Source organism: Amycolatopsis rhabdoformis, from assembly GCF_035918295.1.
GTDB lineage: Bacteria > Actinomycetota > Actinomycetes > Mycobacteriales > Pseudonocardiaceae > Amycolatopsis > Amycolatopsis rhabdoformis.
On sequence record NZ_CP142149.1, the window covers coordinates 9491073 to 9515135 of the forward strand.

At 70.6% G+C, this 24063-nt stretch carries 22 protein-coding genes; 16 read left to right on the plus strand and 6 right to left on the minus strand.

Translation table 11 applies throughout. The features are described 5' to 3' along the window. Window positions 1-70: 70 nt before the first annotated feature. A complete protein-coding gene (locus tag VSH64_RS44215; RefSeq protein ID WP_326568682.1) occupies window positions 71-1219 on the minus strand; it encodes an AAA family ATPase in 1149 nt (382 codons plus the stop codon). A gap of 485 nt (window positions 1220-1704) precedes the next feature. Here VSH64_RS44215 and VSH64_RS44220 point away from each other — a divergent pair, with 485 nt between their 5' ends. From VSH64_RS44220 to VSH64_RS44255, 8 genes are all read left to right on the plus strand, one after another. Continuing rightward, a complete protein-coding gene (locus VSH64_RS44220) occupies window positions 1705-3792 on the plus strand; it encodes a fibronectin type III domain-containing protein (RefSeq protein ID WP_326568683.1) in 2088 nt (695 codons plus the stop codon). 64 nt (window positions 3793-3856) lie between these two features. Then, window positions 3857-4831 (plus strand): carbohydrate ABC transporter permease, encoded by a 975-nt coding sequence (locus tag VSH64_RS44225; RefSeq protein ID WP_326568684.1) that lies wholly within the window; start codon window positions 3857-3859, stop codon window positions 4829-4831. Window positions 4832-4886: 55 nt separating this feature from the next. After that, window positions 4887-5756: a carbohydrate ABC transporter permease gene (locus VSH64_RS44230; RefSeq protein WP_326568685.1), complete on the plus strand. Its 870-nt coding sequence runs from the start codon at window positions 4887-4889 to the stop codon at window positions 5754-5756. A 10-nt stretch (window positions 5757-5766) separates the two neighbouring features. Beyond that, on the plus strand, window positions 5767-8136 hold the full coding sequence (locus tag VSH64_RS44235; protein ID WP_326568686.1) for a glycoside hydrolase family 95 protein: 2370 nt from the start codon (window positions 5767-5769) through the stop codon (window positions 8134-8136). Beyond that, the gene (locus VSH64_RS44240; RefSeq protein WP_326568687.1) at window positions 8136-9107 is read left to right on the plus strand and encodes an acetylxylan esterase; all 972 of its coding nucleotides are present in this window, start codon (window positions 8136-8138) and stop codon (window positions 9105-9107) included. Before VSH64_RS44235 ends, VSH64_RS44240 begins: the two co-directional genes overlap by 1 nt. A gap of 110 nt (window positions 9108-9217) precedes the next feature. Continuing rightward, a complete protein-coding gene (locus tag VSH64_RS44245) occupies window positions 9218-10579 on the plus strand; it encodes an ABC transporter substrate-binding protein (protein WP_326568688.1) in 1362 nt (453 codons plus the stop codon). Window positions 10580-10628: 49 nt separating this feature from the next. Further along, the gene (locus tag VSH64_RS44250; protein ID WP_326568689.1) at window positions 10629-12782 is read left to right on the plus strand and encodes an alpha-galactosidase; all 2154 of its coding nucleotides are present in this window, start codon (window positions 10629-10631) and stop codon (window positions 12780-12782) included. Then, the gene (locus VSH64_RS44255; protein WP_326568690.1) at window positions 12779-13444 is read left to right on the plus strand and encodes a GntR family transcriptional regulator; all 666 of its coding nucleotides are present in this window, start codon (window positions 12779-12781) and stop codon (window positions 13442-13444) included. Before VSH64_RS44250 ends, VSH64_RS44255 begins: the two co-directional genes overlap by 4 nt. Window positions 13445-13545: 101 nt before the next feature. On the opposite strand, the gene VSH64_RS44260 is transcribed toward VSH64_RS44255, so the two are convergent. Together VSH64_RS44260 and VSH64_RS44265 are read right to left on the minus strand one after the other, a co-directional pair. Then, on the minus strand, window positions 13546-14124 hold the full coding sequence (locus tag VSH64_RS44260) for a snapalysin family zinc-dependent metalloprotease (RefSeq protein WP_326568691.1): 579 nt from the start codon (window positions 14122-14124) through the stop codon (window positions 13546-13548). 142 nt (window positions 14125-14266) lie between these two features. Continuing rightward, window positions 14267-14755: a winged helix-turn-helix transcriptional regulator gene (locus tag VSH64_RS44265; RefSeq protein ID WP_326568692.1), complete on the minus strand. Its 489-nt coding sequence runs from the start codon at window positions 14753-14755 to the stop codon at window positions 14267-14269. 84 nt (window positions 14756-14839) lie between these two features. On the opposite strand from VSH64_RS44265, the gene VSH64_RS44270 reads away from it, so the two are divergent. Next, window positions 14840-15544 (plus strand): SDR family oxidoreductase, encoded by a 705-nt coding sequence (locus tag VSH64_RS44270; protein WP_326568693.1) that lies wholly within the window; start codon window positions 14840-14842, stop codon window positions 15542-15544. A 598-nt stretch (window positions 15545-16142) separates the two neighbouring features. Here the strand turns inward: VSH64_RS44270 and VSH64_RS44275 are convergent. Next, on the minus strand, window positions 16143-17570 hold the full coding sequence (locus tag VSH64_RS44275) for a hypothetical protein (RefSeq protein WP_326568694.1): 1428 nt from the start codon (window positions 17568-17570) through the stop codon (window positions 16143-16145). A gap of 804 nt (window positions 17571-18374) precedes the next feature. Here VSH64_RS44275 and VSH64_RS44280 point away from each other — a divergent pair. After that, window positions 18375-18623 carry a hypothetical protein gene (locus tag VSH64_RS44280; RefSeq protein ID WP_326568695.1) on the plus strand — a complete coding sequence of 83 codons (249 nt, stop codon included), beginning with the start codon at window positions 18375-18377 and terminating at the stop codon, window positions 18621-18623. A 54-nt stretch (window positions 18624-18677) separates the two neighbouring features. Further along, the gene (locus tag VSH64_RS44285; protein WP_326568696.1) at window positions 18678-19160 is read left to right on the plus strand and encodes a hypothetical protein; all 483 of its coding nucleotides are present in this window, start codon (window positions 18678-18680) and stop codon (window positions 19158-19160) included. Here VSH64_RS44285 and VSH64_RS44290 read toward each other — a convergent pair. Then, window positions 19135-19452: a type VII secretion target gene (locus tag VSH64_RS44290; protein WP_326568697.1), complete on the minus strand. Its 318-nt coding sequence runs from the start codon at window positions 19450-19452 to the stop codon at window positions 19135-19137. The genes VSH64_RS44285 and VSH64_RS44290 overlap by 26 nt on opposite strands. Before the next feature lie 16 nt (window positions 19453-19468). Further along, on the minus strand, window positions 19469-20137 hold the full coding sequence (locus VSH64_RS44295; RefSeq protein ID WP_326568698.1) for a YbaB/EbfC family nucleoid-associated protein: 669 nt from the start codon (window positions 20135-20137) through the stop codon (window positions 19469-19471). A 116-nt stretch (window positions 20138-20253) separates the two neighbouring features. On the opposite strand from VSH64_RS44295, the gene VSH64_RS44300 reads away from it, so the two are divergent. The 5 genes from VSH64_RS44300 (at window position 20254) to VSH64_RS44320 (ending at window position 23976) form a co-directional block, all read left to right on the plus strand. Further along, window positions 20254-20880 (plus strand): TetR/AcrR family transcriptional regulator, encoded by a 627-nt coding sequence (locus tag VSH64_RS44300; RefSeq protein WP_326568699.1) that lies wholly within the window; start codon window positions 20254-20256, stop codon window positions 20878-20880. 153 nt (window positions 20881-21033) lie between these two features. Then, window positions 21034-22272 carry a cytochrome P450 gene (locus VSH64_RS44305; RefSeq protein ID WP_326568700.1) on the plus strand — a complete coding sequence of 413 codons (1239 nt, stop codon included), beginning with the start codon at window positions 21034-21036 and terminating at the stop codon, window positions 22270-22272. Between the two features lie 23 nt (window positions 22273-22295). After that, complete coding sequence (locus tag VSH64_RS44310) at window positions 22296-22490, plus strand: ferredoxin (protein WP_285970096.1); 195 nt, start codon at window positions 22296-22298, stop codon at window positions 22488-22490. A gap of 133 nt (window positions 22491-22623) precedes the next feature. Next, window positions 22624-23145, plus strand: coding sequence for a hypothetical protein (locus tag VSH64_RS44315; RefSeq protein WP_326568701.1), 522 nt, complete (start codon window positions 22624-22626; stop codon window positions 23143-23145). A 45-nt stretch (window positions 23146-23190) separates the two neighbouring features. Next, window positions 23191-23976: a TetR/AcrR family transcriptional regulator gene (locus VSH64_RS44320; RefSeq protein ID WP_326568702.1), complete on the plus strand. Its 786-nt coding sequence runs from the start codon at window positions 23191-23193 to the stop codon at window positions 23974-23976. The last annotated feature ends 87 nt before the right edge of the window (window positions 23977-24063 follow it).

Genomic DNA, 24063 nt, shown 5'->3' on the forward strand with positions numbered 1-24063 from the left:
GTGAAGCGGGGCTGCGGTCGTGGTCATGGCGGCCAGGGTGCCGCCGCGCTGCGCGGTGGGCAACCGAATTTCAGCGTTTCGGCCAATGCCACGACGGCCGATCCAGCTTTCCCTGTCCCGAAAGGACAGTCGCGCCGAAGTCCTTCTCCAGTTCCAGCAACGCGGCCCCGGTCGATTCGAGGGCGCGCACGAGCGGCTGCGAATGCGACACCACCACCAGCTGCGTCCGCCGCGAGGCGTGGGTGATCAGCGCCGCCAACGCCGGCAGGAGTTCCGGGTGCAGGCTCGTCTCGGGTTCGTTCAGCACCAGCAGCTCCGGTGGTCGCGGACTCAGCAGAGCGGCGACCCACAGCAGGTACCGCAGCGTGCCGTCCGAGAGTTCGGCGGCGGTGAGGGGCCGCAGGAGGCCGTGTTGGCCGAAGCGCAGTTCGAAGCGGCCGTCGGAGGAGGTGATGTCGACCGTGGCGCGCGGGAAGGCGTCCTGCACGGCGGTTTCCAGGGCCGCGGCGTCGCCGGATTCCTGGATCGTGCGCAGGGCCGCGGGGAGGTCGGCGCCGTCGTGGTCGAGCACGGGGGTGCGCGTGCCGATGCGGGACTCGCGGGCCGGGGCGGTGGCGTCGGTGCGGAAGTGGTCGTAGAAGCGCCACGCGCGAATGCGTTCGCGCAGCAGGAGGAGCTCGGGAGCGGGGAAGGAGCTCAGCATGCTGTCGGTGAGGCCGATGGGCTGCGGCTCGTCCGGCCACGCTCCGGTCGCGTCGCGCACCCGCAGGGTCGGGCCCGCGCGGTCGGCGAGCAGCGTCCGCGGGGTCAGCGCCGGACCGGTCCACACGCACTCGCGCTTGACCTCCGGGTCGAGCGAGAACATCGTCTCCGCGGGCACCGGCAGGCCCAGGTCCAGCGCGTAGCCGAACTCGTCGCCGGAGAAGCCCAGCCGCAGGCCCACCGCCTGCGTGCGCCGCGTGCCCTGCACCGGCGAGCGGCCGGACCGCACGGCGCGCCCGATGGCTTCCGGGCCGGCCCACAGCGTGGACGGCAGCCCGCCTTCGCGCGCCAGCGCGGCCACCGCACCGTTGCGCGCGGCGTCGGCCAGCAGGCGCAGCGCGCGGTACAGGCTCGATTTCCCGCTGCCGTTCGCGCCGGTGACCACCGTGAGCTCGGACAACGGCAGCACCAGATCACGCAGCGAGCGGTAGTTCTCCACGGCAAGGGTTTTCAGCACGCGCCCGACGCTATCCGGCACCACCGACAGATAACGATCGTGACTACGCGGCCACCGACCCCGGGTGCTCTCACCTGGGGCTCTCACGGTCAGTTGTCAAATTAATTCTGCCCGTGTTCACGGCCACTGGACTCCGAGCCTTATTCGTCAGATCTTTGTCCGCGACCTCGTTGACACCGCCGAAGCGCGAGGTAAGAATCTCGTTTCACATATCCTATAGGATCTGCGGTTCGAAAGAGGTGTCTGTGGTGGCAGCAGGGCGAAAGGTCCTGGTCCGGACAGGCGGGACAGCGACCGGACACCTCCGTCAGCTCGTGGCCGCTTCGGCGAGAACACCGTCAACAAGTGCCTTTTCGCGCCAGGACCTCCGATGTCTGGGCGCGTGTAGCGACTGAAGCCGACCCCGAAAAGCGGCTGAAGTCAGCAGGAACGCCGGGCGGCGCGCGGGCCGTCCGGTGCCAAGGTCCGACCTCGAAGGAGTGGTCATGGTTGTCAGGCCCACATCGGGCAGAACCGGGAGACGGAAGTTCGCCGTGCTCGCCGGGATCGCCGCCTCGGTGCTGACGGTTTCGGCGATCCAGATCCCCGCCACCGCCGCCCCGGCGCCCACCCTGGCCCAGAACACCGCCACCCAGGACACCGCCCAGAACGGCGGCACCCAGCTCGCGCAGAAGCCTTACCTGGGCTGGAGCAGCTGGAGCCTCGAGTCCACGAACTACCCCGGCGTGAACCCGACCGGCGGCGGCAGCTGGCTCAACGAGGCCCACGTGCTGCAGCAGGCCGACATCCTGGCCGCCAAGTTCAAGCAGCACGGCTACGAGTATGTGAACATCGACGCCGGCTGGGTCGGCTCCTTCGACCAGTACGGCCGCCCGGTCGTCGACGCGAAGAAGTTCCCCGACGGCATGAAGTACGTCGCGGACTACGTGCACAAGAAGGGCCTCAAGCTCGGCTCCTACCTCGCGGTGGGCCTGGACCTCAAGGCCTACAACGACGGAAACTCGCCGATCTACGGCACCACCGACTGCCACACGCGCGATCTCGTCTACCCCGACCTGCGCCAGACGTCCGGCTGGGACAACCAGTCGTACCAGATCGACTTCGCCAGCCCCTGCGCTCAGGCCTACATCCAGTCCGAGGCCGACGTGCTCGCCGGCTGGGGCGTCGACTTCCTCAAGCTCGACGGCGTCGGCCCGGGTTCGTTCAAGGGCGACGCGGCCCACGACAACACCCCCGATGTGAAGGCCTGGTCCGCCGCGCTCAAGAAGACCGGCCGGCCCATGCAGTTCGTGCTCTCGTGGTCGCTCTCGCACAACGAGATCGACACGTGGAAGGCCAACTCCAACGGCTGGCGCATCGACACCGACGTCGAGTGCTACTGCGACACCCTCGTCACCTGGAACAACTCGGTGAAGGGCCGCTGGAACGACGTCGTGCAGTACATCCCCGACGCCGGCCCTGGCCACTGGAACAACCTCGACTCGCTCGACGTCGGCAGCGGCAAGATGGACGGCATCACCGAGGCCGAGCGCCAGAGCTACATGACGCTGTGGGCCATCGAGTCGGCGCCGCTCTACCTCGGTGACGACCTCACGCAGCTCGACGCGTACGGCACCAAGCTGCTCACCAACGACGAGGTCATCGCCGTGGACCAGGCAGGGGTGCCGGCCAAGCCCGTGAGCCAGAAGAGCGACCAGCAGGTCTGGTACGCCCGCAACGCCGACGGCAGCTACACCGTGGCGCTGTTCAACCTCGGTTCCGCGCCCTCGCAGGTCACCGCGAACTTCGGCGACTTCGGCCTCACCGGCGCGGCGAAGGCCCGCGACCTCTGGAACCACCAGGAACTGGGGCTGAGCAACGGTTCCTTCAGCGCCAACCTGCCCGCGCACGGCTCGAAGCTGCTGCGCCTGACCCCGGTTAACCCGGTGCAGGTCTCGGCCCCGGCCGTGGTCCACGGCACCGCCTCCACCCCGAGCAGCGTGTCGCTGGCCTGGGACGCGTCGGCGGGCAAGCTCGCGCCGGTGACCGGCTACGACGTGTTCGCCGGCGGCCACAAGGTGGCCTCCACCAGCGGCACGAGCACCACCGTCAACGGCCTCAAGCCTTCGACGTCGTACACGTTCACCGTGGTCGCCCACGACCGCTTCGGCCGCAGCTCCGCCGCCGGCACCGAGGTGTCGTACGTGACGCCCGCGGCTTCCGGCCCGGTCGTCTACGAAGCGGAGAACGGCAGCCCCGGCGGCGGCGCGACCGTGTACGACTGCAGCTGCTCCGGCGGCAAGAAGGTGGGCTACCTCGGCGGCAGCGGTCTGCTGACCATGAACAACATCAAGGTCGCCGCCGAAGGCACGTACCTGGTGAAGCTCGGTTACGTCGACGGGGACACCAGCCGCTCGGCCGTGGTCACGGTCAACGGCAGCTCCTTCCGGCTGCCAGCGCCGGGCACGAACGACAACGACTGGAACACCGCGCGGACGATCACGGTGCCGATCTACCTGATGGCCGGCAACAACCAGGTCATCTTCGGCAACCCGAGCGACAGCGTGTTCGACGTGGACCAGCTGACCGTCTAGCCCTTCCCGCGGGACGGCGGTGTCCGCGGACGCCGCCGCCCCCGGCCTCGAGTGAGGAGACGCCGTGGTGGTGACCACGCACAACAACAGCCTTCCCGTGCGAGGCGCCGCCGCGGCGTCCCGACCGGGCAAACCCCGAAAACCCCGGGCCGGCAACGGCGGTGGCGCCGCGCACCGGCACGACGCGAAGATCGCGTGGCTGCTCGTGCTGCCCGCCATCGTCGGGTTCGGGGTGTTCTTCGCCTACCCGACCCTGCGCGGCGTCTACCTCAGCTTCACCGAGTTCCACGTGCTGTCCGCACCGAAGTGGATCGGGCTGAGCAACTTCACCGAGCTCATCTCCGACGGCGTGTTCTGGCAGTCGCTGCTCGTCACGATCTACTTCGTGGTGCTGTCGGTGGTGCTGGGCATGGCCATCTCGCTGCTCACCGCCGTGATCCTGCACCGGCTCGCGGCCTCGACCGGCGTGCGCGGCCTGATGATCCTGCCGTTCCTGGTGTCCGGGGTGGTCACGGCGCTCACCTGGTCGCTGATGCTCGACCCGAGCCTCGGCATCATCAACGTGCTGATCACCAAGATCTTCGGCCACCCCGTGCTGTTCCTCGGCTCCGGCGGCTGGGCGATCCCGACGCTCGCGGCGATCAACGTGTGGAAGTCCATGGGCTACAACGCGGTGCTGATCTTCGCCGGCCTGCAGACGATCCCGGCCACGATCTACGAGGCCGGCCGCATCGACGGCGCGAGCGAGCCGCAGATGTTCCGCCGCCTCACGATCCCGTTGCTGCGCCCCATTCTCGTGATGGTGGTGATCCTCACGGTGATCAGCTCGTTCCAGATCTTCGACATCGTGGCCGTGACCACGCAGGGCGGGCCGGCCAACGCGTCCAACGTGCTGCAGATGTACATCTACGCCAAGGCGTTCCGCCAGTTCGACTTCGGGTACGCGGCCACGATGTCGCTGGCCTTGTTCGTGCTGCTCATCGCCATCACGTTCACGCAGCTGCGCATGGCGCGCGCGGGCGAATCCGACACGAACTAGGGGCAGGGACATGGTTACGCTGACTCGACCGGCACCCGCCCGCACACGCAAACCCGTGTCCGTGGGCCGGATCGTCGCCTGGGCCTACCTCGTGGTGATCCTGCTGGTCACGATCTTCCCGTTCTATTGGATGCTGCGCACCGCGCTGTCCAACAACTACGCGCTCTCCACCGACCCGTCGTCGTTCTTCCCGGTCGACTTCACCTGGGGTGCCTTCAAACGCGCGCTCGGGCTCGCGTCACCGGCGGAAGCCGCGGCGCAGGGCGGGTCCGGTGCGTCGCTGGGGCTGACGCTGGCGTTGCGCAACTCGATCATCTACGCGGCCGTGCTCACGGTGTGCACGGTGTTCTTCTCCGCCATCGCGGCCTACGCGTTCGCCCGGCTGCGCTGGCGTGGCCGCAACGCCGTGTTCTCGATCCTGCTCACGGCGCTGATGGTGCCGCAGGTGCTCACGCTGCTGCCGAACTTCGTGCTGGTGAAGGACCTGGGCCTGCTCAACACGTTCGCCGGTCTGGTGCTGCCCAACGCGTTCTTCTCGGCGTTCAACATCTTCTTCCTGCGCCAGTTCATGCTCGGGCTCTCCACGGAGATCGAGGAGGCCGCGATCATCGACGGTGCCGGGCCGCTGCGCGTGTGTTTCCGGATCGTGCTGCCGATGTGCGCGGCGCCGATCGCGACGCTGGCGCTGCTCACGTTCATCAACACCTGGAACGACTACTTCTGGCCGCTGCTCGTTTCGTCCGATACCTCCACGAGCCCGCTCACGCTCGCGCTGGCGGTGTTCAAGCAGTCGTCGCCGCAGGAGTCGCTCGACTGGGCGGGGCTGATGGCCTCGACGATCATCGCCGCGCTGCCGATGCTGCTCGTGTTCCTGGTGTTCGGCAAGCGGATCGTGAACTCGATCGGGTTCACCGGGCTCAAGTGAGAGAGCTGCTGTGACGAACGAAGATCTGTGCCTCTCCTGGGCCGCGCCCGCGGTCGAGTGGACCGAGGCGAGCCCGGTCGGCAACGGCCGGCTCGGCGCGATGGTGTTCGGCGGCGCCGGGCGCACCCGGGTGCAGCTGAACGACGCCACGGTGTGGTCGGGCACCCCGGCCGGACCGGTCGACGCGCTGGCCGACGTGGTCGCGGCCGGTGCCGGGCCGCAGCGGCTGGCCGAGGTGCGCGAGGCGGTGCGAGCCGGCGACTACCGCCGGGCCGAGGCGTTGCTGATGTCCTTCGAAGGCCCGTACAGCCAGGAGTTCCTGCCGTGGGGTGACCTCTGGCTCACGCTGCCCGAAGGCGAGAGCCAGGGCCGCGTGCTCAACCTGGCCGACGGGGTGGTCACCGAACGGCTGTCCCTCGGTCCGGCCACAGTGGACCGTGCGGTGTGGGTGAGCCGTCCGGCCGCGGCTCTCGTGGTGTCGCTCACGGCGTCGGCGCCGATCGACCTCGGCGTCGAGCTGAGCACGCCGTTGCGTGAGGTCACGCGGCTCGTGACGGACACCGGGATCACGCTCGGCATCGAGCTGCCGGTGGACGGTGCGCCCAAGCACGAGCCCGACGTCGCCGAGCCGCTGCGCTACGCCGACCGCGCGCGGCCCGGCTACGACCCGTTCGGTGCTCTGGCGGTGCGGCTCGACACCGACGGTGCCGTGTCCACAACGGACGGACGCCTCACGGTGACCGGCGCCACGCGGCTGCTGGTCACCGTGGCCGACTCCACCAACGCCGCCGACGTCTGGACGGGCACGCCGCCGCGTTCGCGCGAACGCCACCAGGCCGTGGCCGCCGGTACCGCCGCGGCCGCGCTGGCCGCCGGTGCCGGTGAGCTGCTGCGGGACCACGAGGCCGACCTCCGGCCGCTGCTCGCCGCGGCGAGCCTGCGGATCGGCCACCAGCGCGCCGGCACCTACGACGTGGCCGCCGACATCTTGTCCGGAAAGGACGAACAGCTCACCGCCACGGTGATGTTCGCCTACGGCCGCTACCTGCTGGCCACGTCGTCGCGCCCGGGTGCGCCGCCGGCGAACCTGCAGGGCATCTGGAACGAAGAGCTGCGGCCGGCTTGGTCGTCGAACTACACGGTGAACATCAACACCGAGATGAACTACTGGGCGGCCGAGACCACCGGGCTCGGTGAATGCCACACGCCGCTGTTCGACCTGCTGGGCAAACTCGCCGTGACCGGCGCCGACGTCGCGCGCGAGCTGTACGGCGCCCGCGGCTGGGTCACGCACCACAACACCGATCCGTGGGGCTGGGCGCTGCCGGTGGGCCGGGGTCACGGCAACCCGTCGTGGGCGATCTGGCAGCTGGGCGGCGCGTGGCTGGTCCAGCACGCCTGGGACCACTACGACTTCACGCGCGACACCGCGTTCCTGCGCGACACGGCGTGGCCGTTGCTGAAGGGCTGCGCCGAGTTCCTCCTCGACTGGCTCACCGAAGGCCCCGACGGCTTCCTCGACACGATCCCGTCGACGTCTCCGGAGAACCTGTTCCTGTCCGAGGCCGGTGAGCCCGAGTCGCTGACGTGGTCCGTCGCGATGGACACGGCGCTGATCCGCGCGGTCTTCACCCGCACGCTCGCGGCGGCCGAGGCACTCGGCACCGAGCACCCGGTGACGGCCGAGATCACCGCCGCGTTGCCGCGTTTGCGGCCGCTGCGCGTAACGGACGGCGGCTGGCTCGCGGAGTGGGCCGAGGACCTGCCGGAGCACGACCCGAAGCACCGGCACCTGTCGCAGCTGATCGCCGTGTACCCGCTCGGTGAGATCACCGCCGGCACGGCGTGGGGCCGCGCGGCGACCGCGCTGCTGGACCGGCGCGGACCGGGAGCGATGGGCTGGTCCTGGGCGTGGAAGATCGCACTGCGCGCCCGGCTCGGCGACGGCGACACCGCGCGGTCGCTGCTCTCGGAGGCGACCCAGCCGTTCACCGGCGACCGCCACCGCGACGCGCCGGTGGACGGCTCCGAGTGGGGTGGCCTGCTGCCCAACCTGTTCAGCACGCACCCGCCGTTCCAGATCGACGGCAACTACGGCTTCCCGGCGGGGCTCGCGGAGCTCGTGGTGCAGAGCCACGCGGGAGCCATCGACTTGCTGCCCGCGCTGCCTTCGGCTTGGCCGGACGGCGCAGCGCGGGGCCTGCGGGCGCGTGGCGGCCTGGCGGTGGACGTGTCGTGGCAGGCGGGCCGGGTCGTGGCCGCGAGCGTGACGCGGCTGTCGGGCAACGCGGACGACGACGTGGTGGTCCGCTGGCCCGGGGGCAGCACCACGCTGCGGCTCGGCGTCGGTGAAGTGGCCGAACTGGATGGTGAGCGCTGATGTTGACCGATCTGCCGTTGCCCCAGCTGCGCACCTACACCAGTGCGTACCGGGCCCCGGACGACTTCGACGACTTCTGGCGGGAAACCCTCGCGGAGGCGGCGAACCACGAGCTCGCCGTGGCGGTGACGCCGGTCGAGACGGCGCTGCGCACGCTGGACGTGTTCGAGGTGACCTACGCCGGGTTCGGCGGCCACCCGATCCAGGCCTGGCTGCGCATGCCGCGGGAGCGGACCGGACCGTTGCCGGCCGTCGTGCAGTTCCACGGCTATGGCAGCGGTCGTGGCAGCGCGGTCGAGGAGCTGCTGTGGCCTTCGGCGGGTTACGCGCAGCTGCAGGTGGACGTGCGCGGCCAGGGCGGTGCGCACGCGGGCGGCACGACCGGCGATCCGGCCGGCAGCGGACCGTCTTTCCCGGGTTTCCTGACGCGCGGGATCGAAAGCCGGGAAACCTACTTCTACCGCCGGGTGTTCACCGACGCGGCGCGGGCCGTCGCGGCGGCGCGGACGCTCGACGTGGTCGATCCCTCGCGGGTGGCGGTGGCGGGCAACAGCCAGGGCGGCGGGATCGCACTGGCCGCGGCGGCGCTCGTGCCCGACGTCGCCGCGTTGTACGCGCAGGCACCGTTCCTGTGTGACCTCCGGCGGGCCTCGCTGATCGCGGGCAAGCCGCCGTACACCGAGCTCGCCGGTTACCTCGCCGCACAACGGCACGAGGTCGACCGGACCTTCGAGGTGCTGTCCTATTTCGACGGTGTCGGGTTCGCCGGCCGGGCCGTGGCGCCGGCGCACTTCTCCGTCGGGCTGATGGACGACGTCGTGCCGCCGTCGACGGTGTTCGGTGCCTACAACGCTTATCGGGGGCCGAAGAACCTCGACGTGTGGGAGTACAACGGCCATGAGGCCGGGGGTGGTCAGGACCTGGAGAACGTGCTGGCCGCGTTCGAACCGCTGCTCAAGCCGGGCAGCTGAAGTCTCTCCGCATTTCGAGTCCCTATTTTGATTTCCCACTCTTATTTCGCATTTTTGATTCCACAGTGGAGTGGAGCAGCGTCCGAGTGGCGCGGAAGCGAGGAAAACCCATGAAGATCCGCACTTGGGCCGCCGCCGGACTGGCGGCCGTGGTCGGCTCCGTGCTGGCCGGTTGTGGTGGCGGTTCGGCCGACGCCGGCGGCAACACCGTGAACTGGTGGACCTGGGACGACCACCAGGCCGCCGCCTACCAGGTGTGCGCCGACAACTTCCAGAAGGCCAACCCCGGCACCACGGTGAAGATCTCGCAGTACACCGTGGCCGACTACTTCACGAAGCTCACGGCCGGGTTCGTCGCGGGCACCGCGCCCGACGCGTTCCAGGACAGCGTGCAGTACCTGCAGGCCTACGCGAGCCAGCACCAGCTGCTGCCACTCGACGACTACATCAAGAAGGACAACTTCGACCTGAAGAAGTTCTCCGTGGGCGTGAACTCCTGGAAGTTCACCGACGGCAAGCAGTACGGCCTGCCGCTCGACTGGGCTTCGGCGGGGCTGTACTACAACACCGATTCGCTCACGAAGGCCGGCTACACCGCCGCCGACGTGCAGAACCTCAGCTGGAACCCCGACGACGGCGGCACGTTCGACAAGATGGTGGCGCACCTCACCGTGGACAAGAAGGGCGTGCGCGGCGACCAGCCGGGCTTCGACAAGAACAACGTCGCGACCTACGGCATGGGCCAGCTCGCGGCGAAGGACTTCGTCGGGCAGGTCACCTTCAGCGCGTTTTCCTCCACGCTCGGCTGGCGTCTCGGCGACAAGCCGGAATGGCCGACGAAGTTCAATTACAACGACCCTCGGTTCACCAAGACCGTGAACTACATCCGCACGCTCACCGACCGCGGTCTGGCGCCGAAGATCGGCTCGTTCACCACCGGTGGCGGCCAGTCGACCGTGAGCGACGCCGACCTCATCGGTTCGGGCAAGGTCGCGATGGAGCTCTCGGGTTCGTGGTCGGCGCCGAGCTTCGCGAAGCTGCCCGGCGTGAAGATCGGCATCGCCGCGCCGCCGACCGGTCCGGACGGCAAGACCCGCGCGCTCTCCTCGAACTCCAACGGCAACACGATCTGGGCCGGCACCAAGAACCCCGACCTGACCTGGAAGTGGGTCTCGTACATGGGTTCGCAGGAGTGCCAGACGGCGGCTTCGAAGACCGGCACCTTCTTCCCGTCGATCCCGGCCTCGATGGACGCGACCACCGCGGCCATGAAGCCGCAGGGCGTGGACCTGTCGGTGTTCACCGCGATGCTCAAGAACGGCACGCTCTACCCGGCCGAGGTCTACGCCAACGGCGCAGCCCTGCAGGCCGCGGAAGAGCCGCTGCTCGAGTCGTTCTACGCGCACAACCGCAACGACGACGTGTTCCCCGAAATGGAGAAGCAGAGCGTCGCGCTGCTCGGCAAGAGCTGACGCTCGGCCGCGGTCAGGGAGCACGCCCCGGGAGTCAGGAGTGAAGGACATGTCCAGCCCTACGGTGGTCGGCCTGCGCGCCGCCGGCACGAGTTTCGTCGTGGAACTCGGCCGGCCGGTGCCCCGGGTGCTGCACTGGGGCGCGGACCTCGGTGACCTGTCCGAAGTGGACGCCGAGGCACTGCGGCTGACTTCCGGGGCGGCGGTGCTCAACAACGCACCCGACGTGCCGCGGGCGTTTTCGGTGTGGCCCACCGAAGCCGAGACGTGGTCGGGCACCCCCGCGGTGGCGGGCCACGTCGACGGCCGCGCCGCGGTGCCGCGGCCGGTGCTGCGGGACTTCTCCCACGGCGACGGCACGTTGACGCTGCGGCTCGCCGACGCCGCGTCGGGGCTGGACGTGGAGCTGACCTACCGGCTCACCCCGTCGGGGGTGCTGGAAGTCGCGACGACCGTGACGCGACAGGGGGGCGAAGGGCTGTACGACCTCGCCGGGGTGGTGGCCGTGCTGCCACTGCCCCGGCGAGCGGCGGAGGTGCTCGACTTCACGGGCAAGTGGTGCCGCGAGCGGAGTCCACAACGGACCCCGCTGGCGTTCGGCGGGCACGTGCGCGAGGTGCGCCGCGGCAAGCCGGGTGCGGATTCGCCGTATCTGCTCACGGTGGGCGAGCCCGGGTTTTCCTTCGCCGGCGGGGAGGTCTGGGGCACACACGTGGCCTGGAGCGGCGACCAGAAGTGGTTCGCCGAGCAGCTGCCCGAAGGCGCCGGCGTGCACGCGAGTGTGCTCGGCGGTGGTGAACTGCTGCGGCCCGGCGAGGTGCGGCTGGCCGCGGGGGAGTCGTACGCGGCGCCCGTGGTGTGTTTCGCCTGGTCGGACGCGGGGCTCGACGGCCTCGCCGCGCGCTTCCACGCCTACCACCGCGCGCGGGCCACGCACACCGGCAAACCGCGGCCGCTGACGTTGAACACGTGGGAGGCCGTGTACTTCGAGCACGACCTCGACCGGCTGCTGGAGCTCACGGAGCTGGGCGCCAAGGTCGGCGTGGAACGGCTCGTGCTCGACGACGGCTGGTTCCGCGGCCGCCGCGACGACACGGCGGGCCTCGGCGACTGGACCGTCGACCGCTCGGTGTGGCCGAAGGGGCTGACACCGCTGGTGGAGCGCGTGCACGCGCTGGGCCTGGAGTTCGGGCTGTGGTTCGAGCCGGAGATGGTGAACCTCGACTCCGACTTGGCGCGCGAGCACCCGTCGTGGATTCTCGGCCCCGACGAGCTGGGCGCGCCTTCCCGCAACCAGTACGCGCTGAACCTCGCCAACCCCGAGGCGTATGCGTATCTGCTGTCTTCGCTCGACGCGCTGGTGGGCGAGTACGGCATCGACTACCTGAAGTGGGACCACAACCGCGAGCTGCACGAGGCGTACGACCGGGTCACCGGCCACGCCGGGGTGCGGGCGCAGACGCTGGCGCTGTACCGGCTGCTCGACGAGCTGCGCGAGCGGCATCCGCTGCTGGAGATCGAAAGCTGCGCGAGCGGTGGCGGCCGCGTCGACCTCGGGATCCTGGGCCGGACCGACCGGGTGTGGGCGTCGGACTGCCTCGATCCGCTGGAACGGCAGGCGATCCAGCGCTGGACCGCGCAGCTGATCCCGCCGGAGGTGATCGGCTCGCACGTCGGCGCCGAGCGCAGCCACACCACCGCGCGGGTCACGGACCTGTCGTTCCGGCTGGTCACGGCGCTGTTCGGGCACGCGGGGATCGAAGCGGACCTCACGCGCAGCTCGCCGGCGGAGCTGGCCGCGTTCAGCGCGTGGGCCGAGCTGTACCAGGAGCTGCGGCCGCTGCTGCACAGCGGCCGGGTGGTCCGCGCCGATCTGCCGGACGCCGATGCGTACCTGCACGGCGTGGTTTCGGAGCGGCGCGCGGTGTTCTGCTGGGCGCGGCTCGCGACGGGCGCGGCGGGTCAGCCGGGGCGGGTGCGGTTGCCGGGGCTGGATGCCTCGCGGACATATCGAGTGCGGGTGCGGACCGAGGTGGGGTTGCCGTCGCTGCGGGAAGTGGCGGCGCCGGAGTGGTTCACGCGCGCGTTGGCCGGGCCGCTGGAGCTGCCGGGGGTAGTGCTCGCTTCGGCGGGCCTGCCGATGCCGGTGCTGGACCCGGCGCAGGCGCTGCTGCTCGACTTGTCCACTGTGGATCGTTCGTGAAGGGCGGGTTCCAGGCGCTGCCGGCCCGGCAGGTGCTCGCCGACGGCGTGTATGAGCAGCTGCGCGCGCTCATCATGAACGACGGCATCGAGCCCGGCGCGCGCGTGAACATCGACGAGATCGCGCGCGAGCTGGGTGTCTCGGGCACGCCGGTGCGCGAAGCGTTGGCGCGCCTGGAATCCGAAGAACTGGTGAGCCGGCTGCCGCTGCGGGGCTACCGCGTGACCGAGCTGCTGAGCCGGCGCGAGGTCGACGATGTGTACGCCCTGCGGCTGCTGCTGGAACCACCGAGCGCCGCGCTGGCCGCGAAGGCGATGTCGGAGGAGTTCTCGGCGGCGCTGCGGGCGGAACTGGCCACGTGCCCGGCGGCGCCGGCGCACGACGCGTACCGGGACTACAAGGCCCTGACCGCGCACGACGCGCGGCTGCACGAGCTGGTGCTGCGCATCGCGGGCAACGCGGCGGTGGAGCAGGCGTTCGCGCGTACCCACTGCCACCTGCACTTCTTCCGGCTCAACTACAACCAGCCGTTCGGTGAGCAGACGATCTCGGAGCACCGGGAGATCGTGGAGGCGCTCGTGTCGGGCAGCGCGGTGGCGTCGCGCAAGGCGATGGCCGCGCATCTGGAAGTCGCACGCGACCGGCTCCTGTCCCGCATGTGACGACCTCCCCAATGTGGCGTTGGTTGCGCCCAACGCACCCAATGTGGCATTCGGTGCGTCGGACGCACCGAATGCCACCTTGGGGCGCTGGGGGCCGGGGGTCAGTGCGTGAGGACGGGCAGCGTCTCGTAGATGCGCTGCTGCGGCGCGTCGGCGTTCGCGGCGCGCAGACCGTTGGCCCACAGGGAGTTCACGCGGGAGCGTTCCTGCGAGTTGGGCACGGCGTTGGTGCACGACGGGCCGGGGCCGCCACCGGACATCAGCTCGGAGCACGGACCCGAGTAATGGTCGGGCAGGCCGAGCACGTGGCCGGTTTCGTGGGCGGCGATGCGGGTGTTGTCGTACTGGCGGGCCTGGGTGTAGTCGATGAAGACGGTGCCCGTGCCGTGGCCGTTGCTCTGGGCGTAGGAGCCGCGCGGGTCGTTGCCCTCCACGTAGCGCAGCGAGGCGCCCGAGGTGCGTTCGACCAGCTTGACGTTGGTGACCGAGCGGTTCCAGTTGGCCGCGCCGGCGTTGATCGCCGCGCGGAAGGTGGGGGCGCCGGAGGTGCTGTAGTACACCGTGGTGACCGCGGCGGCCTGGTCGGTGGAGGCCGTGGCGGCGGTGGCCGTACCCGCGACGAGCGGGGCGGCGGCGACAGCCAGCGCGATCGCGCCGGACAGCAAGAACTTCCTCGACATCGGAAAGCTCCTCGGTGGGGTAAGGGGAGTTTTGCCTGATTTGCGCGCGCTGCACTGAATCTAGGCAATCTCGCCCTGTTTGTGACCCGACTTTCGTACTGTCCGGAAACCGGTGATTTACCAACACCTTCCTCGGGTTGACTCAGGCGACGGGTTCGGCCAGCGGGACCTCGTCGTCCGTGCCGTGCTCGAGCCGGTGCAACTCGGCCCGGGTGAGCGTCGCGCCGCAGTGGTCGCACTTCTCGCCGGGCCGGGTGGGCTCGCCGCACGGGGTGTGGACGAGCCGCAGCGGGTCACTCGGGGTGGGGGAGTTCGTGTAGGTGTCGCCCCAGGCGCCGAGCGCGTGGATCACCGGCAGCGTGTCGGCGCCGGCCTGGGTCAGGCGGTACTCCTCGCGCGTGCGCCCGCCGTCGCGGTAGGGGACGCGGGTCATCAGGCCGGTCTCGACCATCCGCGCGAGGCGCGAGGCGAGCACGTTGTCGGCGATGCCGAGGTGGCTGCGGAAGTCGTCGAAGCGGGTGGTGCCCAGGTGGGCGTCGCGCAGGATCACCAGCGTCCACGGCTCGCCGAGCACGTCGGCGCCGCGCGCGATGGGGCAGGACGTGCCGGTCCAGCTGGAGCGTCGACCCATGGTTCCTCCTCTGGCTTGCTTTAAGCAAGTTTAGCCCGTAGGGTCGGGTCTTGCTAGCTTGCCAATAGAAAGTCAGGAGAGGTCATGGAGATCAAGGGAGCCGTCGCGCTGGTCACGGGCGCGAACCGCGGGTTCGGCAAGCAGGTGGCGGCCGCGCTGCTGGAGCGCGGCGCGGCGAAGGTGTACGCGGCCGCGCGCCGTCCGGAGTCGGTCGACCTGCCGGGCGTGGTGCCGATCGCCCTGGACATCACCGACCCCGCGTCGGTCGCCGCCGCCGCGGCCACCGCCGGCGACGTGACGCTGCTGGTCAACAACGCCGGCGTCGGCACCGGGGCGTCGTTCCTCGAGGGTTCGATCGAGGACATCCGCCTCGAAATGGAGACCCACTACTTCGGCACCCTCGCCGTCGCGCGCGCCTTCGCCCCCGTCCTCGCCCGCAACGGCGGCGGCGCGATCCTGAACGTGCTCTCGGTGCTCTCGTGGGTCACCGCGACGCCGGTCAACGCCTACTCCGCGGGCAAGGCCGCCGCCCTGCAGCTGACCAACGGCCTGCGCCTCACCCTCGCCGACCAGGGCACGCAGGTCACGGCCCTGCACGTGGGCTACATGGACACCGACATGGCCGCCCACGTCACCGACCCGAAGTCCGACCCCGCGGCCATCGCCGCGATCGCCCTGGACGGCCTCGAGAAGGGCTCCTTCGAGGTCGTCGCGGACGACTTCAGCAGGGGTGTGCGGGCGACGTTGTCGGGGGATGTGGCGGGGCAGTATCCGCAGTTGGTTTCTTGAGGTTGGTGGTTTCTTGAGGGGGCTGTGGTCGGGTTTTGGTTGTGGGCCGGGGCTTTTTGCGCTCGGGTCTCGGCTCTCGGGGCTCGGCTGGCAGTGGGAAGTCGGGTGAGGTCTGGGCCCGTGGCCCGTGGCCCGTGGCCCGTGGCCCGTGGCCCGTGGCTCGCGGTCGGTGGCCGGCAGTCCGGCGGTGATCCGGGGTTGTTCGGTTGAGTGCCTCGCCGCTCGCCGCTCGCCGCTCGCCGCTCGCCGCTCGCCGCTCGCCGCTCGCCGCTCGCCGCTCGTCGCCCGCTGCCCGCTGCCCGCTGCCCGATGTCGGGCGAGGCCGGGGGCTCCTCGCCGAAACTCGCGGTTGCCTTTCATCTGCCGTACGTGAGTCGCTTTGTCGGCAACGTTGCGGGTGGATCGCTGCGACCGCTCGGGTTTCCCTGTGCGGTGGCGGCTCGGTGGTGCGGGTCCGGTCCATGGCCGATGAGTGAATCTCCCTGCGTGGGCAGCGATTCGACTGCCTGTCGTAGCGAGTTTTCGTGGTGTGATGGGAAAACACCGCGCCCCCGGTCGCTTTGTAAGCGGCCGGGGGCGCGGTGGTTTTCGTGGCGGTTCAGTGGCCGCCGTCTGCGGGGGGTTGGTCGCCGGTGCCGGGGTTGGCGTTGGCCCAACCGGTTTCGGCGGTCTTCTGGATGTCGAGCATCTGTTTCATGATCTCCTGGCCGCCCTTGACCGGCCACGCCCACATTTCCTTGGCGCTGTCGGAGTCGGCGACCCACTGCTTGAGGATCGAGAAGGCCTGCGGGTGGTTCGCCTTCAGCTGGTTCTCGAGGTACTTGTACTTCGCGTAGGCGTCCGGCTGGTGCTGCTTCAGCCAGTCCTCGTGCGCCTTCGTCCACGGCGTCTTCGGCGGCTGGTTCGCCGGGGGAGCCGGCGCGTCGTCTCCGTGGTGACTACCCGGCGGCGTGCCGTCGTCTCCGTGGTGGCTGCCTGGGGGCGTGCCATCGTCGCCATGGTGACTACCTGGCGGGGTGCCGTCGTCGCCATGGTGGCTGCCCGGGGGTGTGCCGTCGTCACCGTGGTGGCTGCCCGGCGGGGCGGCGTCGTCGCCGTGGCTGCCGTGGGACGCGCCGTGGCTGCTGTCGGAGGCGGCGTCGTCGCCGTGGTGGCTGCCGTGGGAAGCCGCGTCCGAAGCGGCGTCGTCGTCGGCGTGCGTCCCCGGCGGGGGCGCGTCGTCCTTGGGCGGCACGGGCGGCGGAGCGTCGTCACCTGAGTGGCTGCCCGGCGGGGGAGTGGCGGCGTCGTCGCCGGCATGGCTGGCCGAGGGTGGGACGTCGTCCTTCGGGGGCACCGGAGGCGGTGTGTCGTCGCCCGAGTGACTGCTCGGCGGCGGGGTCGCGGCGTCGTCCCCGGCGTGGGTGGCCGGGGGCGGGGTTGCCGTGTCGTCGCCTGCGTGGCTGGCGGGCGGCGGTGTGGCGGCGTCGTCGCCGGAGTGGGTTGGGGGTGGGACGTCGTCCTTCGGCGGGACCGGAGGCGGTGTGTCGTCGCCCGCGTGGCTGGCGGGTGGCGGGGTGGCGGTGTCGTCGCCCGCGTGGGTGGCGGGGGGTGGGGTTGCCGCGTCGTCGCCGGAGTGTGCGGGCGGTGGGACGTCGTCCTTCGGCGGGACCGGGGGCGGTGTGTCGTCGCCCGCGTGGCTGCTGGGCGGCGGAGTGGCCGCGTCGTCGCCTGCGTGGCTGGCGGGTGGCGGGGTCGCCGCGTCGTCGCCCGAGTGTGCGGGCGGTGGGACGTCGTCCTTCGGGGGCACCGGAGGTGGCGCATCGTCGTCCGCGTGGCTGGCCGGCGGGGGTGTCGCGGCGTCGTCGCCGGAGTGCGCCGGGGGCGGGACGTCGTCCTTCGGCGGGACGGGCGGCGGGGCGTCGTCGCCGGCGTGGCTGGCCGGAGGCGGAGTGGCCGCGTCGTCGCCCGCATGGGTGGCCGGGGGCGGAGTGGCGGCGTCGTCGCTCGAGTGTGCGGGCGGGGGGACGTCGTCCTTGGGTGGCACCGGGGGCGGTGTGTCGTCGCCCGCGTGGCTGGCGGGCGGCGGGGTTGCCGCGTCGTCGCCGGAGTGGGTGGCGGGTGGTGGGGTGGCGGCGTCGTCGCTGGAGTGGGTGGCCGAGCCGGAACCCGAGCCGCTGCCTGAACCACTGCCGCCGCCCGAGCCGCTGCCCGAGCCCGAGCCTGAGCCGGCGTTCGTGGGTGGGGGGACGTCGTCCTTCGGGGGACTGGGGGTGGGGTCGCGGCGTCGTCGCCGGAGTGGGTGCTGGGTGGTGGGGTGGCCGCGTCGTCGCCGGCGTGGGTGCCGCTGCCCGAACCGGAACCAGAACCCGAGCCGCTGCCTGACCCAGAACCGCTGCCCGAACCTGAGCCAGAACCACTACCCGAACCAGACCCAGAACCCGAGCCGCTGCCCGACCCAGAACCGCTGCCCGAACCTGAGCCAGAACCAGACCCAGAGCCCGAACCGCTACCCGAGCCGGAGCCACTACCCGAACCGGAGCCGGAGCCACTACCCGAGCCGGAACCAGAACCACTACCTGAGCCCGAATCCTTCGGCGGCACAGGCGGCGGAGTCGCGTCATCACCGCTGTGCGCGCCGGCCGACCCGGCGCCTCCGCCGGTCCCGCCGCCAGTCCCGCCACCAGTCCCACCGCCAGTCCCACCACCAGTGCCACCACCGGTCCCACCGGCACCGGCACCACCACGAGGCGGAACATTCGTCATCGGGATGTCATCCGCCGTGTGCGCCCCCGCGCCCGCAGCCCCGCTCGCGCCCGGCCGGGTCTTCAGGGCCTTCACGATGTCGCCGATGCGGCCGGCCGAGCGGGTGGCCTGGGCGACGACCGCGGCGAGCTTCGCGCCCAGCGACGTGGCCGTGAGGGTGGCCTGCGTGACGCACCAGCCGACGCCCGCGACGATCGAGGCGCCGAACGTCGGGATCGCGGCGGCGAGGGCGATGAGCATGGTGGAGATCATGTCGCCGAGGACGGTGGTGATGAGGTCGCGGAAGAGGCCCCGCACGGCGGCGATGATGGCCATGTTGGTCTGGATCAGGTAGGCCACGATGTCGGTGCCGTGGGCCTTGCTGTCCAGGTCGGCGGCGAGCTCCTGCATGCGCTGGCGGAAGGTGTCGCCGGCGTTGCCCTGCCACTCCTTGATGTCGCCGTCCAAAGAGGACTTCTGGTCCTCGCCGATCTGCCGGATGGTCTCGGCGATCGTGTGCACTTCCTGGCTCAGCAGCTGGATCTGGTCCGGGTCGCCCATCAGCATGTCGAGCGGCTCGCGCAGGAAGCTCACGTGCTCGATCAGCCAGCCGAGGCCGGCGGAGATCAGGCTGCCCAGCGGGTTGAGCGCGAACTTCACCGTGTCCACGGCCGAAGCCACCACGCCGAGGCCGATCGAGACGCCCAGCGCGGCCTTGTCGGAGGCGTCGGCGGTCTTGATGTCCTCGCAGCTCTTGATGAGGAACGAGTACGAGTCGAGCACACCCGCGCCGGAGAACTTGTTCGAGTCGGTGATCACCACGCCGGCGCCGAAGTCGGGCTTGGCGTTCGGGTCGAACGTCGTGGTCACGTCGGGGTCCCCGCTGTCGTGATGGCCTGCGCGTGGTTGGTTTCCGTGGTGCGGTACTGGTCCGCGGCCGTACGCGTGTTGTTCGCCTGGTCCGTGATCGCCTTCGCGGCGCTGTTCACCTGGTCGTGCAAGACCCCGAGCGCGATGCGCGTCGGAATCCCCAGCACCTGGCCCACGACGACACCGAACGCGTTGATGTCACCGCCGTTGACCTGCTGGATGCGGTTGGCCGAGGCCGTGACTTTGCCGCCGCGGTCGTCCAGACCGCTCGCGTACGTGGTCAGCACGTCGGGTTCGACCGTGTAGCCGTCCATCAGTCCTTCTCCCTCGTCACCACGGCTGCATCTCGTCGTCGTCGCCGTCCATCCGACGGCGGTGCGGGCCCGACGGGGGCCGCTGCTGCTCCTCCGGACGCGGCTGCGCGGGCGGCCCTGACTGCGGAGCGGGCGGAACAGGCGGAACCGGCGGCGCAGGCGGACCCTGCGGACGTGGCGGCGGCGGCATTCGAGGCGGCACGGGCGGCTGCATCGGCGGACCCTGGTGCTGCATCGGCGGAGGCGGCGGCATCCGCGGCGACGCGGGCGGGAGCGGAGTGCGGTCCTCGGCCTCCGGCTCACCGGGCTGGCGCGGCGCGTCCTGCGGCTCGTCGTCCTCGGGCTCCGGCTCGGGCAGGAAGGACCGGACCACGTTCATCATCTCGGTGCCGCCGGCCAGCGGCTCGATCGCGTCGGCGACGTCGCGCGACACCTGCCGCTGGGCCTTGCCGTAGGTCTCCATGATGGCGGCGGTGAGCTGGGCCCCAGCGCCCGAGCGCAGCGCCCGGTCGTCGATGTGCAGGTGTTTCAACGCGCCGCTCGGAGTCACGGTGACCGCGACCAATCCGTCCGCCGACCGCGCCTTGCCCTCCGCGACGGTCAGTTTCTCTTGCAACGCCACGCTTTTCGCGCGCATCTCGTCGACCCGACGCTGGAAATCGTCCAGCCACTCCTGCTCGTCCACCAGGAAAAAAATATCGAGATGTCCGGCCTGCCGGGGTGAACCACAGATGACGGGTCGACGACGAAACGAGGCGGCCCAGCCGACGCTCAGGCAGGTCAAGCGGTAAGAATGGGCACGTGCCGGAAGAAGTCGAGGTCAGCGCCGGGCGTACCCGCAACAGGTGGGGCGAGGGCGACCGGCTGCGCGGGGAGATCCTCGACGCGGCCAGCCGGCTGCTGTCCGAGCTCGGCGGCGAGGACGGGCTCACCATCCGCGGTGTCGCCCGCGCGGTCGGCATCGCGCCCGCGAGCATCTACCAGCACTTCACCGACCGCTCGGCGCTCGTCGCGGGCCTGCTCGACTACGAGTTCGCGCGGCTGCGCGCCGAGATGGAAGCAGCCGAGGCGAGCGAGGACCCCGCCGACGTGGTGGGCCGCGTGCGCGCGCTGATCCACGCGTACTGCCGCTTCGCCATGGACAACCCGGGCCACTACCGGCTGATGATGGCCAACGGCACCAGCCGCGCCACGCCCGACGCGTACCCGCAGGGTCCGCTGCCCGATCTCATCGAACTGCTCACCACCGGGTTCGCGCGCTGCGACGCCGCGGGCTTCTCGCTCAGAGTGCCCGCCGAACGGGCCGGCGTGATCGCGTTCGTGGGCGCCCACGGCCGGGTCGCGCTGTTCCACACCTCGCCCGCGCGCGGCGCGGCCGACTCGGTGGTGCCGTTCGTCGACGAGCTCGTTGCGCTCGTTTTCGCCTGAGCCACGGGCGTTTTCTCCCGTTTCCCCCGGCTGGTCTCGGCCGTCCCGGTGATCTTGTGCACGAAGGTGGCCAACTCTCCACGAGATTGCCTAACATGTGTTCGGTAAGTATCCGAACAATCGTTTGGTAACTCTCCGTAGGAGGGATTGTCGATGACGGAGGCCCTCTCGTCGAAGGCTGTGTCCGGCTCGAACACGCCTGAGGCCGAGTTCCCCATGTCGCGCGGGCGCTGCCCGTTCGACCCGCCGCCGGAGCTCGATCGGCGGCTGCACGACGAGCCGGTGTCCCGCGTGCGGATCTGGGACGGCAGCGAGCCGTGGCTGTTCACGCGGTACGAAGACGTGCGCGCGGTGCTTCGCGATTCACGCGTCAGCGCCGACAGTGACCTGCCGGGCTACCCGCCGCAGTCGCCGGGTGTCGCGGCGCGCCGCGAGCGCGCCAAGGCGTTCATCTCCATGGACGACCCCGACCACGCCGCCCAGCGCCGCCTGCTCACCGCCGACTTCATGGTCAAGAAGATCGAACGGATGCGGCCGGAGATCCAGCGGATCGTCGACGGCCTGATCGACGACATGCTGGCCGGCCCGAAGCCCACGGACCTGGTGCAGGCGTTCGCGCTTCCCCTGCCGTCGCTGGTGATCTGCGAGCTGCTCGGCGTGCCCTACGCCGACCGCGCGCTGTTCCACCGCCTCAGCAAGGTGCTGATCTCGCAGGAGGTCACGCCGCGGCAGTCGCTCGACGCGATCGAGGAACTGCTCGCCTACCTGCGTGATCTGGTCGAGCAGAAGCTGAAGGACCCGGGCGACGACGTGCTGAGCCGCCTCGCGACCGGCCAGGTCGCCACCGGCGCGATGACGGCCGACGAGGTCGCCGCGATGGGCCAGCTGCTGCTCGTGGCGGGCCACGAGACCACGGCCAACATGATCGCGCTCGGCACCGTGGCGCTGCTGGAGAACCCGGACCAGCTCGACCTCGTGCGCGAAGGCGACGACAAGCTGATCGCCAACGCCGTGGAGGAGCTGCTGCGCTACCTCACGATCGTCCACACCGGACGCCGCCGTGTCGCGCTGGAGGACCTGGAGGTGGCCGGGCAGCAGATCCGCAAGGGCGACGGCCTGATCGCCGCTTCCGACACCGCCAACCGCGACGCCGAAGCGTTCCCGGACCCGGACAAGCTCGACGTCACGCGCAAGGCCCGCCACCACGTGGCGTTCGGCTACGGCGTGCACCAGTGCCTCGGCCAGCCGCTCGCGCGGGTCGAGCTGCAGGTGGTCTACAGCACGCTCTACCGGCGGATTCCCACGCTCAAGCTGGCCGCGCCGTTGGCGGAGCTGGACTTCAAGAACGACATGCTGGTCTACGGCGTGCACTCGCTGCCCGTGACCTGGTGATCTCGCGCGAAAGGAGCTCGAAGATGAAGGTGGTCATCGACCAGGACCGGTGCGTCGGCGCGGGCCAGTGCGTGCTCGCGGCGCCGGAGGTGTTCGACCAGCGCGAGGACGACGGCATCGTGGTGCTGCTCGACGAGAACCCGCCCGAGGAGCTGCACGACCAGGTTCGCGAGGCGGCGCAGATCTGCCCGGCGCTCGCGATCGAGCTGGCGGGCTGATTCCGTCCGAAGTGGATACTGCGGAACCGGTCGGGCGCCACACGGTGGTGTGACGCCCGACCGGGGAATGTCGTGGTCGGCGCGGCGCTGGCTAGGGTGACTCGTCCTGGTTGCCGGGGAAGGGAAATCCGTCGTGTCGCTCCGCCGCTTCGTGTCCGTGCTGATCGCCGCGCCGGCCCTGCTCGCGGCGGCCGCCGTGCCGGCCTCGGCGTCGATCGCGCCGATCCCGCCGTCGCCGCTGCGGTGCGCGGCCGTGGGCGACGTCGCGGCCACGCTCGACTCCCGCGTCGAGGCCATCGTCGCCGGCATGGGCACGAACCCCAACGCCACGGCCAACCCTGTGGCCACGGCGTTCAACGACGCCACCGCGCACCTGCCCGCCGCTCCGGCCACGGGCTGCGCCACCGACTCCGCCGCGGCCGACACCGTGGTGCACTCCGTCTTCACCTACGTGCGCGCCGTGAACCGCTTCTCGCCCACGCTCACGCCCACCATCAGCCTGGTCGTGGACCCGAGCGTGAGCAGCTTCGTCTATGCCGTGCAGACCGCGTCGCCGGGCACCTACACCGACACGTCGAACGCCATCACGCCGGAGATGCGCGGTGAGCTGCTGCAGGGCAAGTACGTGCTCACGGTCACCGCGCTCGGTTTCTGACGTGGGCTTTATGCTGTAAGGAGTCGCCGTTCGAGGGGGTTCCTTGTGGTCGTCTTCGCCGGGCAGGGAGACGCCCGCCGCTCGCTGGAACTCCTGTGGCGCAAGCACGTCGCGGCTCGGCCCGGCGGCCCCGGGCCCAAGCCGGGCCTGAGTGTGGACGCGATCGTGGCGGCCGCCGTCGCGCTTGCCGACGCGGAAGGAATGGGCGCCCTGTCGATGCGCGCGGTCGGTGAACGCCTGGGCCGCACGGCGATGGCGCTCTACACCTACGTGCCCGGCAAGTCCGAGCTCGTCGACCTCATGTACGACCACACCCTCACCGAACTTCGCGACGACCACGACCTGTCGGCCGGCTGGCGTCCGGCGCTGCTGTCTCTGGGACGCGAACTGTGGGAGTTCCACCTGCGGCATCCGTGGCTGTTGCAGGTTTCCTACGCGCGCCCGGTGCTCGGCCCGGGGGAGTTCCGGTTGCAGCAGCTGGTGTTGCGGGTCCTGTTCGCCACCGGCCTGCCCGGCTCACGTGTGCGCTGGGTCGTGGGGGCGTTGCTCAACACGGTGCGCGGCTCGGTCCAGATCGCTGCTGAGTCGCGCCAGCTGTCGCGTGAGACGGGACTGTCCGAAGAGGACTGGTGGTACGCGCGCGCGGCGGTACTGGGGGAGCTGGTGCCGGATCTGGTGGAGCGGTACCCGTTGGTGGGGCAGTTGGGTTCTGAGCAACTTCCGCCGACCGGTGGCGGTTCCTACCTCGAACGCGAGGCGCGGCAGAGTCTGGAGGCGGGGCTGGATCTGCTGCTGGACGGGATCGAGACGGCGATCGCCCGGGAGGGCTGACTTCGCGGTACTTGCGGTCAAAGTCCCGGACCGGCGCTGTCGCCCCGTACCGCGAACCGCCTTGCCGGTGGAATGCTGGAGAGAGGG

Excerpts from the sequence above, each read along its gene's own strand:
- VSH64_RS44290 (WP_326568697.1), bottom strand. The coding sequence starts at position 19,452 with ATGGACGGCTACACGGTCGAACCCGACGTGCTGACCACGTACGCGAGC.
- VSH64_RS44305 (WP_326568700.1), top strand. The coding sequence starts at position 21,034 with ATGACGGAGGCCCTCTCGTCGAAGGCTGTGTCCGGCTCGAACACGCCT.
- VSH64_RS44250 (WP_326568689.1), top strand. The coding sequence starts at position 10,629 with ATGTCCAGCCCTACGGTGGTCGGCCTGCGCGCCGCCGGCACGAGTTTC.
- VSH64_RS44310 (WP_285970096.1), top strand. The coding sequence starts at position 22,296 with ATGAAGGTGGTCATCGACCAGGACCGGTGCGTCGGCGCGGGCCAGTGC.
- VSH64_RS44240 (WP_326568687.1), top strand. The coding sequence starts at position 8,136 with ATGTTGACCGATCTGCCGTTGCCCCAGCTGCGCACCTACACCAGTGCG.
- VSH64_RS44220 (WP_326568683.1), top strand. The coding sequence starts at position 1,705 with ATGGTTGTCAGGCCCACATCGGGCAGAACCGGGAGACGGAAGTTCGCC.
- VSH64_RS44270 (WP_326568693.1), top strand. The coding sequence starts at position 14,840 with ATGGAGATCAAGGGAGCCGTCGCGCTGGTCACGGGCGCGAACCGCGGG.
- VSH64_RS44285 (WP_326568696.1), top strand. The coding sequence starts at position 18,678 with ATGCGCTGGCGGAAGGTGTCGCCGGCGTTGCCCTGCCACTCCTTGATG.
- VSH64_RS44280 (WP_326568695.1), top strand. The coding sequence starts at position 18,375 with ATGCGGCCGGCCGAGCGGGTGGCCTGGGCGACGACCGCGGCGAGCTTC.
- VSH64_RS44265 (WP_326568692.1), bottom strand. The coding sequence starts at position 14,755 with ATGGGTCGACGCTCCAGCTGGACCGGCACGTCCTGCCCCATCGCGCGC.
- VSH64_RS44260 (WP_326568691.1), bottom strand. The coding sequence starts at position 14,124 with ATGTCGAGGAAGTTCTTGCTGTCCGGCGCGATCGCGCTGGCTGTCGCC.
- VSH64_RS44245 (WP_326568688.1), top strand. The coding sequence starts at position 9,218 with ATGAAGATCCGCACTTGGGCCGCCGCCGGACTGGCGGCCGTGGTCGGC.